Origin of the sequence: Vibrio chanodichtyis, assembly GCF_028863985.1 — a bacterium.
Taxonomy (GTDB): Bacteria; Pseudomonadota; Gammaproteobacteria; order Enterobacterales; family Vibrionaceae; genus Vibrio; species Vibrio chanodichtyis.
On the sequence record NZ_JARBFT010000005.1, the window covers coordinates 111,273 to 126,990 of the forward strand.

Sequence of the window (15,718 nt, forward strand, 5' to 3'; positions counted from 1 at the left end):
GCGCGTTAATCGCTGTTCAAGCCTTGTATTGTTAGGCAATGAAAGAAAAATATTTTACTTGGAAAATGAGCAGTTTTGCATTGGCTATCCTGCTTATTTTGCCCATTCTCTCGATCTTCTATAGTGCATTTGGTAGCAGTGGTGAGGTTTTTGCTCATTTACTGGCGACGGTAATGCCAACTTATATTTTTAATACCTCAGTGTTAACGGTGGCGGTATTACTACTGACGCTATTGTTAGGGGTACCTTGTGCTTGGCTCATTGCCATGTGTCAATTACCGGGTGAACGCTGGTTACAATGGGCGCTAGTGCTACCGTTAGCTATGCCTGCTTATATTATTGGTTATCTATTTACCGATTGGTTTGATTATGCCGGACCGGTTCAAATCGCTTTACGTGACTGGACTGGCTGGCAAGCCGGTAGCTATTGGTTTCCAAATATCCGTAGTTTAGGTGGTGCGAGTGTAGTGCTCGCTTTGGTTCTTTATCCTTACGTTTATTTACTTTGTCGGGCTGCATTCATGGAACAGAATGTCACGCTGCTTCAATCCGCCCGTTTGTTAAGATGCTCTCCGTGGCAAAGCTTCTGGCGCATCTCATTACCATTAGCTCGTCCTGCTATTGCAGTCGGTTTATCTTTAGTTGCAATGGAAACGATTGGCGATTTTGGCACGGTAAGTTTATTTGCGGTCAATACGTTAACCACAGCTGTCTATGACACTTGGCTTGGTTATTCAAGTCTTAGTGCGGCAGCCAAAATTTCGGCACTGATGTTAGTTGTGCTGTTATTGTTGCTTAGCAGTGAGCGTTACAGCCGTCGGCGACAAAAACTCTACCAAAACCAATTTAATAGTCATGATGAATATCGCTACACCTTAAAAGGTTGGCGTTTATGGGTAGCTTTAACTTGGTGCTGGGGACTGGTGGCCATCGCCTTTATTGTGCCGTTATTACAATTGATCAGTTACAGTGGGACTTACTTTGCACAAAGTTGGACGGTGCAGTTTAGAGAGTACGCCCTGAATAGTTTTATGGTTTCGATGAGTGCGGCAGTGATTGCAGTATTAGTGGCTTTGATTACCAATTTTTATGTCCGTTTACAAAATAACCGTTCCAGCGAGGTGCTGATGCGTCTTTCTTCGCTGGGCTATGCGGTGCCAGGAACTGTGTTAGCGATTGGTATTTTGGTGCCTGTCTTGGCACTGGATCATCTAATCAATGATATTGCAAAACTGATGCAGTGGCAGCGTCCTGGGTTAATCTTCTCTGGGAGTTTATTTGCGATTGTCTTTGCATTAGTGGTGCGCTTTTCTGCTGTTGCGATTGGTAGTATTGAAAGCAGTTTAAGCAAAATCTCTCCGTCCTTAGACATGGCGGCGCGTACCATGGGGTGTCATGCTAATCAAATGCTTATGCGAGTACATCTACCCCTGATTCGGCGTGGAGCGTTAATTGCGGGATTATTGGTTTTTATTGAGTCGATGAAGGAGTTGAATGCATCGATTCTATTGCGCCCGTTTAACTTCGAAACACTGGCAACTTATGTTTATAGCTACGCCTCCGATGAACGTTTAGAGCTGGCGGCGTTGCCAGCGATTTTGTTGGTGTTGGTGGGGCTGATCCCTCTGGTTATGGTTAACCGTTCTTTGGAGCAAAAGCACTGATGAGCTGTGCGTTATTGATTGAAAACCTGACTTGCCAATATGATTCGCAAACCGTATTGAAATCATTGTCACTACAAGTTAATCCGGGTGAAATCGTTTGTCTGCTGGGAGCGAGTGGTTGTGGTAAAACCACGTTATTAAAATCGATTGCAGGTCTTATACCTTTAGCGGCAGGACGACTGAGTCTTAATTGTGTGACGTTAGATGATGGTGAGCATTGGCTACCACCCGAACAGCGTAATATCGGGATGATTTTCCAAGATTATGCATTATTTCCTCATTTGACGGTGGCGCAGAATGTTGCTTTTGGCTTGAATCGTATGCCGGCGGTGCAAAAGCAGGCTAAAGTCTGCGAGATGCTCTCTCTGGTCCATCTGAATGATTTTGCTGATCGCTATCCGCATCAGCTTTCGGGAGGACAGCAGCAGCGTGTCGCGATTGCTCGGGCTTTGGCCTATAAACCGGATTTATTACTGCTTGATGAGCCGTTTTCAAATATTGATACTCAAGTCCGTCATGAGCTAATGATTGAAATCCGTAAAATCTTTAAACAGCAAGGGGTGACGGCCATTTTTGTCACGCACTCACGGGAAGAAGCATTTACTTTTGCTGATAAAATGGCAGTAATGAATCGCGGTGTCATTGAGCAGTTTGGTAGTGCGGTGGATCTTTACTATCAACCATCGAGTCAGTTTGTCGCTGATTTTCTTGGTGGGGGGAGCTATTTAGAGGCTAGACGGATCAGCGAAACCGAATACCAAACCCGACTTGGGATAGTTGAGGCGATAGCTCGTCAACCCATTGACTTAGCGGCCACCTGTAAATTACTGCTGCGTCCGCAGCAGGTTCAGATCCACGCGGCACAAACTAGCCAAGTGACGGTAACTGAACTGCAATTTATGGGTGACCATTGTCGCTATCTAGTGGACGCCTATGGCACGCAATTGATCGCGACTTCATCACAAGCCTTAGGCGTCGGGCAGGCGGTCGAGGTGCATATTGATACTCAGGGAGTGCTCGCTTTCGCTTAATCTACGCTGGAAAAAAGCCCGGCCAAAAGACCGGGCAAGTGTCGTTCAGTACTGAGGGGACTTAACCTCAGCGATGAGAACCACTCGGTGATATTCCCTTCCTACTTGAAGCTGCTGTGGTGTTGGAGACGTTCGTTCACCCCAATCACATAGTTTGCCTATGCTCATGGGGACTCACTCACTTGCTGCCTACCCGCAGCTCCAAGTTGTTTGGGTATAGTTATAACTAGGCTTATTGGTTATAACGCCAAGAAGGCTTTCATCTGTTGAAGAACACGCTCTGCAGTGGGTTGATCGGCCATTTCGGCAAAAATACGCAGCAAAGGCTCAGTGCCAGATAAACGGGCAATCACCCAGCCGCCATTTTTGAAATAGACTTTCGCCCCATCTTCGTAACTGACCTTGTCGATTGCAAACTCAAACTCAGGCAGTTTTTTCTCAATGTATACTTTGCGGTAAATCTCATCGCGCTGGGCCGGCTTAAATTTACAATCGCCTTCTGCAGTGTAGGCATAGCCGTAACGAGCGTAGATCTCGCTTAATAGCTCAGAGAGTTTTTTACCGGTGACGCTGATCATTTCAACCAATAGGCTTGAGGCAAACACGCCATCTTTCCCTTTAATATGACCACGGATGGTTAGACCGCCAGAGCTTTCACCACCGATCAGTGAATCGTCCGCTTCCATTTGTGACGAGATGTGCTTAAAGCCGACTGGGACTTCAAAACACTGCTCACCATGATCGGCGGCGATTTTATCGAGTAAGTGGGTGGTGGCAATGTTACGGACGACCGAACCCTTCCAACCTTTATACTCCAGTAGATAGTAGTAAAGCAGGATCAGCACTTCATTCGGATGAATAAAGTTGCCTTGCTCATCAATAATGCCTAATCGGTCAGCATCGCCATCGGTGCCAATCCCCAGATCATAACCTTCATGTTTCACCAAATGTTTTAAACGATACAAGGTGGCTGCACTGGGCGATGGCATTAGCCCTCCGAAATCGGGGTTTTTACCATCATTAATCACATCCACATCACAGCGGCCATTGATCAGTACGGTTTGCAGCGCATTTTTAGCAACGCCAAACATCGGATCGATCAATACGCGCAGATTGGCTTGTTTGATCGCCTCAATATCAATCGCATTAATGATGCTATCGACGAATTCGTTCATCGGGTTGATGATCTTGATCTGCTTATCGTTAACCGCTTGTTCAAAATCGATCCATTGGACATCTTGTTGGCTCATGGTCGCGATTTGCTGTTCAATCTTTTGCGTGATCACTTCATCGGCATCACGGCCACCGCGAATAAAGACTTTAATTCCATTGTAATCGGCTGGGTTATGCGAAGCGGTGATACAAGCTGAATACGCACAATCCATCTCTTTGGCTTTAAACATCACCACCGGTGTGGGTACAAATTTATCAATAAAGCTCACCACAATACCATTCGCGGCTAATACTTCGGCAAACCAGCGTCCGGCTTTATCGGATAAAAAGCGGCGGTCATAGCCAATCACGAAGCCTTGTGCTGCCACTTGTTCATGTTGAATGATGTTCGCCAAAGCTTGAGCCACCAAACGCACATTATCTTTAGTGAATTCCTCACCAATAAACGCACGCCAGCCGCCAGTACCAAATTTAATCATTTTCTCTCCCTATTCCTTTGCCTGTTGTCATTGTCGGGGGCGCTGACAACGGGTTTGGACATAAAACGTTTAGGTATTAGAAAACGGGCACTCAGCGAATGCCCGAAAATCGGTTAACCCAGAATCACCACCACTTGATTGATGCTGCCTGCGGCTTGAACCGGCACAGCACCTTCAATCGCTTGGCCATTGAGCGTGATCGATTGCACACCTTTTGATACGCCGTGTGGGTTTTCCACTTTGATTTGGTAAGTCGCATCACGCCACTCACGAGTCACTTCAAAACCGGGCCATGAAGTTGGGATACAAGGATCAATTTCCAGTCCAGCAAAGCCCGCTTTGATACCTAACATGTAGTTGGTGACCGCGTGATACGCCCAGCCAGAAGTACCGGTTAACCACGGGTGGTTAGCGCGGCCATGATCTTGGTGATCGCGGCCCATAATGAACTGCACGTAAGAGTACGGTTCGGCAATCCGAGTCTCGATGATGTCGTTTTGGTTGTATGGGTTGAGTGCGTCATACAGTTCCATCGCACGATCGCCACGCCCCAGTTTCGCTTCAGCCACCCACGCCCATGGGTTTGGATGCGAGAAGATCGCGCCGTTCTCTTTCACGCCTTGGTAAACACGAGTCACGAAACCAATGTCATCATTTGGCGTTGCGAATGAGGGGGCATTCAGATGTAGGCCGTATTTGGAGAACAGATATTGGTAGACCGCATCCATCGCTTTGATGCCGCGTTCATGGCTGACTGTGCCAGAGAGCACCGCCAATGAGTTAGACTCTAAGTGCACCTTACCTTCGACTTGATCAAAGGTACCGATCTTGTCGCCATTTTTGGTCAGGCCACGGATGTACCATTCACCTTGCTCATCCCACAAGTGAGTTTCACATGCATTACGCACGCCGTCTGCCATTGCTTGATACTTGTCGGTGGCCGCTTGATCATTACGATAACGTGACAGCTCAAGAAACGCTTCCAATGCCCAGAAATGTAGGAACGAGACCATAGATGACTCACCGCCACCTAAGTTCAAGCAGTCATTCCAGTCCGCACGTAAGCCTTTACAAATCCCGGTTTGGCCAACGTATTCAGCCGAGAAGTCCAACGCAGCCATCATATGCTGATACACGCTAGCGTTACCGCCATCAGCATAAGGGATCACTTCATCGATAAAGGCAAAATCGCCGGTTTCTTTCACATAGCTGAGGATGGTCGGCACAATCCACAGGTGATCGTCCGAGCAGGTATCTTTGATGCCGTGGATCTTGTCGTCATCCGATGGGGTTGGTACCACGGTAGGTGATTTAGACGGTTTGACATCCGCTTTCGCCGGATCGAACCAATCAGGATCAAACAAGTGCAAACCGTAACCCGCTTTCACTTGGCCGCGCAGTAGGTCAACCAAGCGTTTACGCGTCATGGTTGGGTTAGTGTGCGGGACGGAGATCGCATCTTGCGCGGTATCGCGGTAGCCAAGACCGGTACGGCCGCCGACTTCAATGAAAGAAGCAAACCGTGACCATACTACACAAGTTTCTGCTTGGTAGAGGGTCCAAGCGTTGATCATGGTATCCAGTCCTGGATTTGGCGATTTTACTTGGAACTTAGCACAGCGCTCATCCCAGTGGGCTTTAATGCCGGCAAACGCTGCATCGACTTGAGTGAGGTCTTGGTATTTGGCACGCAGTTTCGCACCATTACCTTTACCGACCCCAAGAATTACCGCGAAGCGTACTTTTTCACCAGGTTGCAGCACAAATTGTTTATGCAGTGCGCCACAGTGGTTGTAGCAGGTTTGCGCGCTGTTAGAGCATCGACCTTGGGCAACCGCAATTGGGTTAGCTTCATCACGGTACATGCCAAGGAACTGGTCACGTTGACCGTCGTAGCTGTCGGCATCAAAGGTTGCAGTTAAGTAGTAGAAACCTAAGAAATCATCGGTGTTGTAATACAGATCATATTCGATCACGCCATCTTGGAACGAAGTGCCCGCAGAGTAGAGTGACATCTGGTGGTTTTGGTTATCCGATTTGATGTGGCTGAAAGAGAACTCAACGTAGTTAAACGCACTGATGGTACGTACTTCATTCGAGGTGTTTTCAATCACCACATCCCATACTTCGGCATCTTCCCCTTTGGGGACGAACAGCGTTTTAGTCGCGTGGATCCCGTTGTAGTCACACTTGAATTTTGAGTATGACAAGCCGTGACGCACTTCGTATTTGGCTTGCTCAAGGCTTTTCGCCACTGGTTGCCAAGATATTGACCAAAAATCACCGCTCGCATCATCACGCAGATACACGTAATGACCAGGGCGATCTTGGGTAAAGTTAGGGCGGAACTTGGTCACGCGATTGTACTCAGGCGAGTGGTAGAACGAATAACCTCCCGCGTTATGAGAAATCACAGTACAAAACTTTTCTGTACCGAGATAGTTAGTCCAAGGGGCGGGTACGTCAGGGCGAGTGATGACGTATTCGCGTTGTTCATTATCGAAATAACCGTATTTCATGGTGCTTTCCTTTTAAACTAGCTGCGTTGGGCAGCTAAAACCTATGCTAGTGAAAACTTATGCTGAGTAAAAATTTATGCTGAGTAAAAAAAGGGTTGATAAGCCCACGACAATTCGAGACAACTCACATCGTCGTGGTCTTTGGTTACTCTTTCCAAGGTGCGCGATAAGTGATGTTTTGCTTATCGAGCAGCGGCAAATGCCCCTTTAGGCGTGCCAAATAATCTAACCAGTTACGTTGCGATTTTTCGGTCCAGCCCCCCTCGGCTAAAGCGGTTAAACGCGGGTAGAGCATATATTCCATCCGCTTAGGGTTATTGATCAGCTCACACCACAAGGCGCACTGGGTGCCGAGGATCCGTTTGCGTAGTGGGTCATCGATTGCAATATCGGCCAGCGGTTCATAACCGTAAGCACGCTCTAGCGGTGTGACGCCAGCCCAATCCACGCCCGGCTCTTCTGGGGCGAAATCTTGGGTCATATCGAGATAAGTGAATTGCCCTGGTTGCAAGATCACATCAAAGCCAAGCTTGGCGCATTGCAAAGCCGCCTGTTCGGATAACCAAGCGTAAATGATGGTGTCTTTGCTGACTTTATCGCCATGGTGGGCCTCTTCCCAGCCCACCATGCGCTTACCCAAACTTTTCAGTTTCTGTTCGGCATAACGCAGCAGGTGGCCTTGGAGCTCTTTGGGATCGGTATAACCTTGCTGTTGCATTAACGCTTGGCATTTAGGGCTATCGACCCACACGCCATTAGGAACTTCGTCGGCACCAATATGGATCAACGGACTTGGGAACAGATCGGCGACTTCTTGCAGCACAATATCTAAAAATTGATAAGTTCCCGGTAAAGCTGGCGAGAGCACATTATCGGTATAGTTTTGAATACTGCGATATTGAGAGCGATCTTCATCGTCGACTAACCATTCCGGCAGCGCTTTAATCGCGGCTCGGCAATGGCCAGGAATATCAATCTCAGGAATAACCGTGATACCGCGTTGCTCGGCATATTCGATCACTGAGCGGATCTCATCTTGGGTATAAAACCCGCCATGCCGTTCGGTCAATAAACTGTATTGAGGTTCGAGCACTTCATCCATACCGCGCCATGCGCCGATAGCGGTTAATTGAGGCAGGCGTTTGATCTCAATGCGCCAGCCTTCATCATCGGTGAGGTGCCAATGGAACACATTAAATTTGTAGTGTGCCAGTTGGTTGATCACTCGTTTCACTTGTTCTAACGAGTGAAAATGGCGTGCGCAATCGAGCATCATGCCGCGATATTTGAAACGTGGCGCATCGACGATTTTGACCAATGGGAAGCGTAAGTGGTCCGCTTGAGGCTGGGCCAGTTGTAATAAGGTGGCGCTGGCATGAATAAAGCCGCTATGGCTGCCTGCTTCAATGCTGATCCCTTGCGTATCAATCAGCAGTTGATAGTGACCGTCATCGAGAGTGGGATTGCTGCGATAAACAATATCACTGTGCCCAATCGCACTTAGGCCAACCCCATGTAAAGTTTGTAGTTCTTCAGCGAACCAGTGCGCGGCACGCTCAGCCAGATCGGAGTGCAAAGCGATCTGACTCGAACGGCTGATAACAAACTCGCCCTTAACTCGTTGCAGTGAGTTGGGCTTGGGGATCACGCACAGCTCGGCTGCGGTCACCGCAGGGATCTGGCTGCGCTCACGGTATGGAGAGGCGAGTACGATCGGGTTAACCACCACTTCGATGCGTTCTGCCGGTTGTCGGTCATTACGTTGTACGAAAGCGTGGGCGATACCATTGTCATAAAAATGATACGGCGCGGTTTTAATGATGAACTCACAATAAAAGTGACCATTGGCGGGCAGCACAGGCTCAGTGGGCACCAGTGAACATAAGCTGCCGACTTGGGTCAGTTGACCATGGGAGACGCTGGCTGGCTGAATATAGCGGTCAATCACAAAGTGCAGTGACCAGTCATGCAGATCTTGATCGCTCAAATTGTGCAAGGTTAAGCCAAAACGACAATCTGGCTGTTGTTCGGAGAGCACCGCAAATTCAATTCGATAACTCATAAACCATCCTTATACAGGTTGTGCTCGGGTTTTCCGGCAAACATTAATCCACCTTCGATAGCATCCGCTTGGGGGGCGACTAGCCATTGTTGGACTGGTGGCGATAACCAATCATGCAGGCGTTCAGCAATGCTACCCATCAGGCAGATCTGCTCTGCGCCTTTGCGATGCAGCGCGATTAGTAACATTTCGATATCCGCCGCCGTTTGCTTGAGTAGCTCGATCGCGAGCTCATCTCCGGCATACGCATGGCTGAAAATTTGTGGTGAAAACTGGGCATAATCGCAAGGTAGTGCGGTTTTGGACCAAGTGACGATCGCATCCAGATCATGTTGAAAATGGTCCATCACCACTTCACACAGTGGAGTGTGTGGGCGGATCTCATCTTGCGCGAGCAGAACCTGCTGAATGAGGCGCAGCCCCATTACGGCACCGCTGCCTTGATCTGAGATGGGAAATTCACGACCGCCGACCACATATGACTGACCATGTTTAAGCAGTAAGCCACATGACCCAGTACCCGCTATCATGATTGCTCCGTCATGGCCCAAATGTGCACCAAGGCAAGCGCCATAAGCATCCGTGTTTAGGGTCATTGACGCAAAAGGGTGGGCTTGTTGCATAAAAGCATGCCATGCGTTTTTTTGTTCTGCGCCAGCTAACGCCAACCCAACATGCATGTTAGCGAATGCCTGCTCACTTAATCCACCTTGCTGGGCCGCGAGAGTAATGGCATCGATCACCGCTTGCAGCGCCCGATCGACCCCTAACAAAATGTTGGCACTGCCACTTTTCGCTTCGCCGATCGATTGACCTTGCGCATCGCGGATCCTGGCTCGACAAGAGGTGCCACCACCATCAACTCCGACGTAGTAAGTCATTCGGTCACCTCCGCAGTGGTGAAGTGATCAAATTGAGTCATGATCGCCAGCAGATACCAAGCGCCATGCGGGATCCACTGTTCACCCCAGCGCCAGTTTTGCAGCGGATCGTGTTTTTGCTCATCAGGGTTGAACGCGATATCGCGCGGATCATCAAATCCGGCGGTGATCCCGTTACACACCCCGCCTTTGGCATTGAAAAAGCCCAAATGAGGCAGATAGTCAGGGTTATTTTGGCCATGACCATCGAGCATGCACATGTCGTAAGGGTTAAGGCCAACAATCCAGTTCAGTGCATTCTGCGCCCAAACTTGCAGTGCTTGGGCAACGCTCGGCGTCAAATGAGGCTGGGCGAGGTAGGCCATGCTAGCCAGTGAGGCTAAGCGGGCATTTTCACCTTGCCACCAGTAACCACTCTCGTTGTCTTGTGCGATAAAAAAGCTGCTGCGTTTTGGGCTAGTGATGCCTTTCACGTACTGGCGTGGATAACCAAATGGGTTGGTGACTTGCGCGGTGATCGTCAGTTCAAATTGACAAGCTTGCTCGACCACGCGTTGCTGCTGGGCATAGTAAGCGGTATCGGTTTCGATATTGAGGTATTCACACAGGGCAATGACCGGTAGGCCCGCATCGGAAGGATGAAAGTAAGGGCGAACTCCATCACGGGTCGCCGACCAGTAATGGGTCATTTGCTGATCGCAGGTTTGACGCTGAGCCAAACGCTGTGCCCATTCACGCGCTTGCGTGAGATATGCATGGTTGTCGGTGCTACGGTACAGCTCACAACAGGCGAGAAGTGCGCAATATTCATCAATGATGTTTTCTACTCCATCATCGAGATATTGGCTATTGTGCTGTTTAAGGTGCCAATAACCCGTTTCTGCCGCCTGTAAATATTGCGTTTGGTTAAACTCACCATGGGTATCTAAGCGTGCTGCCGCGGCGAGCGCAGCAATCGCGATTCCGCCACCTTGACGAAATCCAGCTTGATAAGCGGCAGATTTATCGCCTTTTTGCGTCGCATAAGCGCAAATCTCTCGCTGTTTAGTGTCTTTGCTCCAGCGATCAAATACCGTCATATAGAAAAAGCCTGCCGAATCTTGCATTCGGAGCAAGAAGTCAGCGCCAAACAAGGCTTCATCGGTTAGGCGCGTGCGAGAAAATGGCGCAAAATCCGCGTGGTGTTGTAACACCGCTAGCCCTTTGAGCATGTTCCACACCACCATAGGTGTTTGCTGTGGATTCAAATAGTTAGCGTAAGAAAGGTGACTGAGATACTTACTGACGTCACCGGAAGCATCGTACCAGCCGCCATGCACATCGGCAGTGGTTGATGTGCCGAGCAGCGGTACGTGCTTGTCTTGTTGATCAAACTGCCCTGAGCAGCGCTGCGACTTGAAGTAGTGCAGCACATCGGAAAAGGTACGCTGCATCAGCACGCCTTGCCCAATGCTAAAGATGGCAGATTGAGTGTGCTCAAGGCGCAAATAGTAGTCGCCTGGAGTGGTAAAATCGGAAAAATCGATACGATGAAACTGTCCCTGATGCCAGCTATCCACGCTACCGTGCTGCTCGATAACAAGCGTGGCAACGGTTTGATGGCTACGAGCGCAAACCAAAAGCACACAGTCATCCATTAACTGTGTTTGGCCACATAGCAAAACTGCTTGCTTGGCACCTTTGGTTTCATAGCCAATGTGGTTGGTCAGTAACTGCATTCATGTTCTCCACTGGATGGATGGAGCTGGCTCCTGGCAGGATCAGGAGCCAGCTCGGTGGTTATTTTTGAGCTTGTTATTTTTCGAACAGATAACAACGTACAAAGTGGTTGTCAGAGAGCTGAGTTACTTCCGGTACCGCTTCACGGCACTTCGCACTGGCATGTAAGCAGCGTCCAGCGAAAGGACAGCCGACTGAATCTGGCGTCCACAACGGGATCTCACCTTTATTGCCTTCCAGTTTTTCATGGATAGATTTTTTCGGATCCGGTACGGCAGAAACCAGCAGTTTGGTATAAGGATGCTGAGGATCGTGAATGATCGCATCGGTATCCCCCCATTCCACCATGTGTCCGACATACATCACCGCCAAGTCTTCCGCGATGTAACGTGCGGTGGCGATATCGTGGGTGATGTACAGCAGCGACATCTGCCGCTCAAACTTCATCTCTTCCATCAGGTTGAGAACGCCCGCTCGAATCGACACATCCAGCATTGAGGTTGGTTCGTCAGCCAGTACCACTTCTGCGCCTACCGCAATGTTACGTGCCAAGTTGACCCGCTGCCGTTGACCACCCGAGAGTTGGTGTGGGTATTTGGCTGCCGTTTCTTTTGGTGGGATAAGGCCCACTTGCTCCAGCAGTTCATAAACCCGCTCTTCTAGCTCTTTTTTATTGCCCGGTGTGACCTTTTTGTGGATCAGCAGGGGGCGAGCGATATGGTGGAAAATGGTATGGGTTGGGTTGAGTGAGCCAAACGGATCTTGCCATACCATCTGCACACCTTCGCGGTAGTGCATCAGATCGTCACGTGATGTGATGTCTTGAATGTCACGGCCTTTGTACTCAATGGTGCCCGAGGTTGGCGCGTACATCTTGGCGATCATTTTGGCGGTGGTCGATTTGCCTGAGCCTGACTCACCTACTACCGATAAACCGCGGCTTTTGTACATTTTGAATGACACGTCGTTAATCGCACGCATCATAGGTTGTTTGAGTGCGTTACTGTTGATCGGAAAATCTTTAACCAGATTTTTCCCCTCAACCAGTAATTCGCCAAATGATTTGCTCATAATTGTCTCCAGAAATTCTTTGCTACTGCTTAACCTTGCGCCTTAAGCTTTGATGGTCGCATTCGGTTGGGCGTAGAGATGGCAATTAGAAAAACGGCCATGCTCAATTTGACGCAGTGCGGTCGGTATCTTAGTGCAAGCCTCATGAACTCGGTCACAGCGAGCTTGGAAACGGCAACCTTGTGGAATTTCCAGCAGGTTGAGTGGGTTGCCAGGGATCCCTGTGAGCTTGGTTTTGGGTCCGGTTAACGGTGGAAAAGAGCTACCAAGACCTTTGGTGTAAGGATGGAAAGGGCTTTCCAGAATCTGTTTTGAAGGCGCAACTTCAATCAATTCACCTGAGTACATGATGCCGATGCGGTCAGAGAACTCGACCATCAGTGACAAGTCATGAGTAATAAATAAGATAGAGAAACCAAATTCTTCTTTTAACGCATATATTTTTTGCAGAATTTCACGCTGTACCACCACATCTAAAGCGGTGGTCGGCTCATCCATAATGATCATTTTCGGATTGAGCGCGAGAGCAATAGCAATCACCAAGCGTTGTCGCATACCGCCCGAAAACTGGTGCGGATAGTCATTGAGTCGGCTGGGATGGATATCGACGATCTCTAACAGACCTTCTGCGCGCCGTTTTGCTTGTTCACGTGTCATGTTGGTGTGACGCATGATCACATCGCAAAATTGCTCTTCCATGGTCAGCACTGGGTTGAGTGCATTCATTGCGCTTTGAAACACCATCGACATTTCTTTCCAGCGGAAGGATTGCATCCGTTCATCGCTGTATTTGAGGATATCTTCACCGTTGAAGATCACCTCACCACCGGTGATAAATGCGGGCGGCTTATGCAGGCGCATCAGCGAGAAGGCGACGGTTGATTTACCACAGCCAGATTCACCAGCCAGACCAAATACTTCGCCTGGGGCTAAATCAAAGCTGACATTGTTACAAGCTCGTACATCACCCGCATCGGTAATGTAGTCGACGCATAAGTTGCGGATTGAGATTAATGGTGCAGTCATGATTATTGATCTCCGCTACAAAGTGCATTTTGTTGTGCTAGGTCTGGTTGACGGGCTTTTTTGTCTTGCTTAGCCAGATTTTTCCAACGCTTCATACCTTTGTGTGAACGCAATTGTGGGTTGGCAATTTCATCAACCGCAAAGTTGAGCAGCGCTAGGCCAGTTACCAGCAGGGTTAAAGAGATACAAGGAGCAAGCAGTTCCCACCAAGCGCCAATCAGCATCGACGATGAGGTTTGTACGTTGTAAAGCATGATGCCCCAACTGATGGTGTTAGGATCGCCCAGTCCTAAGAAGGAGATGGTGGCTTCCATCATGATCGCGTACATCACCGAGCCGATAAAACTAGCGCCAACAATTGAAATTAGGTTAGGTAGAATTTCAATGAAGATAATGCGCCATGACGATTCACCGAGTACTTCTGCGGCTTTTACGAACTCTTTTTCACGCAGTGCCATGGTCTGTGACCGTACGACCCGTGCGCCCCACGCCCAGGAGGTACAGCCAATAATTAACGCAATAGTTAGCGGTCCCGCCTCGCCGATAAAGGCGGCTAATACAAACAGCAGCGGGTATTGTGGGATCACCAGCATGATGTTCATCGCGGCGGTTAGGAAGTCATCGATTTTCCCACCAAAATATCCAGCGGAAATGCCGATTACAGTGGCTAAGAAACACACCGTGATCCCCGCGCCAAAACCGACCGCGAGTGATACACGAGCCCCATAGGCGACTTGTGACCAAACATCGCGCCCCATGCGAGTGGTGCCTAGCACGTGATCTGCTTTTTTAGATATGGCCAGCGTACGACGATCGGTGGCTAAGTTTTCTGCTATCCAACCATCGGGATTAGCTTGTGCAGCTTTGACTACAAACGCAGGGTACTCATGAGGATTACCGGTGCGTTTATCTGGCGCAAAAGAGGTGATAACTGGGGCCGCTAGTGCGATAAACAGGAACATGCTTAAGATGGTGACACCAATCATCGCCATGCGGTTGCCACGTAAGAGTTTCCAAAGTGCTTTCATGATTATTTACCTCCCTTGCGTAAGCGAGGGTCTAGAACAACGTATAACATGTCAGCCAGTAGGTTAAAGAACAGCATGAACAGGGTCATGATAAGTAGCTGGCCTTGTAAAACTTGATAGTCACGAGCCGTAATGGCGTTAAACAGTACAGTACCTAAGCCTGGGTAGTTAAAGATGATTTCAATAATCAACTGACCACCAATCGCCATACCGAGTGACATGGAAAGGGCGGTCACACTTGGCAGTAGCGCGTTACGTGCGGCGTAGTTGAATACCACGCGGTTTTCGCTTAAGCCTTTGCCTTTCGCCATAGTGATGTAGTCTTCTGCGAGCAGGTTAATCATGTTGTTACGCATGTTGACTAAGAAACCGCCGATTTGCACAATTGAAGCACAGACCAGTGGCAATACCGCGTGATAGCCGACATCTTTAATAAATGCCCAGTTAGTCCAATCGGGTATGGTGCCCGGAGTGTAGGCGTAGCCGGTTGGGAACCAGCGTAAACCTATCGCGAAGGTAAACATCGCCAGCATAGCGATAACCACTTGTGGCACGGCTTGAATAACCAAGGTACCTGGTGTGATGAAGGTGTCATAACTGCTGCCTCGTTTCCATGCGGCAAAGATACCGAGCACCGAACCGATAGAGAAAGAGATGATCACCGCCGTACCAGCAAGGAACAGCGACCAACCAAATGCACCACCCAGTAACTCATTGACACTTAATGGGTAAAATTTGATCGAAGTACCCAGTTCCCAAGTCAAGATGCTTTTGATGTATGTCACATACTGAACATACCAAGGGCCATCAACAAAGCCTAAAAGTTGTTTCATGGCTTCGATGCGCTCAGGTGTCACTTGTGCTGTGGCATGAGCAAACATCATAGTTACCGGATCACCCGGCATGGCACGAGGAATAATAAAGTTTAATGTTGCTGCAACCAGCAACGCGGCAAAATAGAACGACAATCGTCTTAAAAAGTAACCCATAACTTACACCTTACTCACCCAGTTTTGTCCTGTCTCTGGTTTCAGGTCTCGCCCCTAGCGAATTTGAGAGCGAGAA

Annotated in this window: 11 protein-coding genes; 2 read left to right on the forward strand and 9 right to left on the reverse strand. The window is 48.9% G+C overall.

What is annotated here, in order from left to right:
* The first annotated feature begins 38 nt into the window (after window positions 1-38).
* Both PUN32_RS07070 and PUN32_RS07075 read left to right on the forward strand, forming a co-directional pair.
* On the forward strand, window positions 39-1,664 hold the full coding sequence (locus PUN32_RS07070) for an ABC transporter permease (protein ID WP_274722421.1): 1,626 nt from the start codon (window positions 39-41) through the stop codon (window positions 1,662-1,664).
* Window positions 1,664-2,695 carry an ABC transporter ATP-binding protein gene (locus PUN32_RS07075; RefSeq protein ID WP_274722422.1) on the forward strand — a complete coding sequence of 344 codons (1,032 nt, stop codon included), beginning with the start codon at window positions 1,664-1,666 and terminating at the stop codon, window positions 2,693-2,695. Before PUN32_RS07070 ends, PUN32_RS07075 begins: the two co-directional genes overlap by 1 nt.
* Window positions 2,696-2,934: 239 nt before the next feature.
* On the opposite strand, the gene PUN32_RS07080 is transcribed toward PUN32_RS07075, so the two are convergent.
* The 9 genes from PUN32_RS07080 to PUN32_RS07120 all read right to left on the reverse strand — a co-directional run bounded on the left by PUN32_RS07080 (window position 2,935) and on the right by PUN32_RS07120 (window position 15,642).
* Entirely contained in the window at window positions 2,935-4,347 is a 1,413-nt protein-coding gene (locus PUN32_RS07080) for a phosphoglucomutase/phosphomannomutase family protein (protein WP_274722423.1), read from the reverse strand.
* 113 nt (window positions 4,348-4,460) lie between these two features.
* The gene (locus PUN32_RS07085; protein WP_274722424.1) at window positions 4,461-6,866 is read right to left on the reverse strand and encodes a GH36-type glycosyl hydrolase domain-containing protein; all 2,406 of its coding nucleotides are present in this window, start codon (window positions 6,864-6,866) and stop codon (window positions 4,461-4,463) included.
* Between the two features lie 145 nt (window positions 6,867-7,011).
* Complete coding sequence (locus PUN32_RS07090) at window positions 7,012-8,928, reverse strand: beta-N-acetylhexosaminidase (RefSeq protein ID WP_274722425.1); 1,917 nt, start codon at window positions 8,926-8,928, stop codon at window positions 7,012-7,014.
* The gene (locus tag PUN32_RS07095) at window positions 8,925-9,809 is read right to left on the reverse strand and encodes an N-acetylglucosamine kinase (RefSeq protein ID WP_274722426.1); all 885 of its coding nucleotides are present in this window, start codon (window positions 9,807-9,809) and stop codon (window positions 8,925-8,927) included. Before PUN32_RS07095 ends, PUN32_RS07090 begins: the two co-directional genes overlap by 4 nt.
* On the reverse strand, window positions 9,806-11,527 hold the full coding sequence (locus PUN32_RS07100; RefSeq protein ID WP_274722427.1) for a glycoside hydrolase family 9 protein: 1,722 nt from the start codon (window positions 11,525-11,527) through the stop codon (window positions 9,806-9,808). Before PUN32_RS07100 ends, PUN32_RS07095 begins: the two co-directional genes overlap by 4 nt.
* Window positions 11,528-11,603: 76 nt before the next feature.
* On the reverse strand, window positions 11,604-12,599 hold the full coding sequence (locus PUN32_RS07105) for an ABC transporter ATP-binding protein (RefSeq protein WP_274722428.1): 996 nt from the start codon (window positions 12,597-12,599) through the stop codon (window positions 11,604-11,606).
* 42 nt (window positions 12,600-12,641) lie between these two features.
* A complete protein-coding gene (locus tag PUN32_RS07110; protein WP_274722429.1) occupies window positions 12,642-13,625 on the reverse strand; it encodes an ABC transporter ATP-binding protein in 984 nt (327 codons plus the stop codon).
* 2 nt (window positions 13,626-13,627) lie between these two features.
* A complete protein-coding gene (locus PUN32_RS07115; RefSeq protein ID WP_274722430.1) occupies window positions 13,628-14,653 on the reverse strand; it encodes an ABC transporter permease in 1,026 nt (341 codons plus the stop codon).
* 2 nt (window positions 14,654-14,655) lie between these two features.
* A complete protein-coding gene (locus PUN32_RS07120) occupies window positions 14,656-15,642 on the reverse strand; it encodes an ABC transporter permease (protein WP_274722431.1) in 987 nt (328 codons plus the stop codon).
* Window positions 15,643-15,718 lie beyond the last annotated feature (76 nt).

What these genes read in the sequence shown, in the direction of transcription:
- PUN32_RS07105 (WP_274722428.1), bottom strand. Translation starts at nt 12,599, where the DNA reads ATGAGCAAATCATTTGGCGAATTACTGGTTGAGGGGAAAAATCTGGTT.
- PUN32_RS07110 (WP_274722429.1), bottom strand. Translation starts at nt 13,625, where the DNA reads ATGACTGCACCATTAATCTCAATCCGCAACTTATGCGTCGACTACATT.
- PUN32_RS07095 (WP_274722426.1), bottom strand. Translation starts at nt 9,809, where the DNA reads ATGACTTACTACGTCGGAGTTGATGGTGGTGGCACCTCTTGTCGAGCC.
- PUN32_RS07115 (WP_274722430.1), bottom strand. Translation starts at nt 14,653, where the DNA reads ATGAAAGCACTTTGGAAACTCTTACGTGGCAACCGCATGGCGATGATT.
- PUN32_RS07120 (WP_274722431.1), bottom strand. Translation starts at nt 15,642, where the DNA reads ATGGGTTACTTTTTAAGACGATTGTCGTTCTATTTTGCCGCGTTGCTG.
- PUN32_RS07075 (WP_274722422.1), top strand. Translation starts at nt 1,664, where the DNA reads ATGAGCTGTGCGTTATTGATTGAAAACCTGACTTGCCAATATGATTCG.
- PUN32_RS07070 (WP_274722421.1), top strand. Translation starts at nt 39, where the DNA reads ATGAAAGAAAAATATTTTACTTGGAAAATGAGCAGTTTTGCATTGGCT.
- PUN32_RS07085 (WP_274722424.1), bottom strand. Translation starts at nt 6,866, where the DNA reads ATGAAATACGGTTATTTCGATAATGAACAACGCGAATACGTCATCACT.
- PUN32_RS07100 (WP_274722427.1), bottom strand. Translation starts at nt 11,527, where the DNA reads ATGCAGTTACTGACCAACCACATTGGCTATGAAACCAAAGGTGCCAAG.
- PUN32_RS07080 (WP_274722423.1), bottom strand. Translation starts at nt 4,347, where the DNA reads ATGATTAAATTTGGTACTGGCGGCTGGCGTGCGTTTATTGGTGAGGAA.
- PUN32_RS07090 (WP_274722425.1), bottom strand. Translation starts at nt 8,928, where the DNA reads ATGAGTTATCGAATTGAATTTGCGGTGCTCTCCGAACAACAGCCAGAT.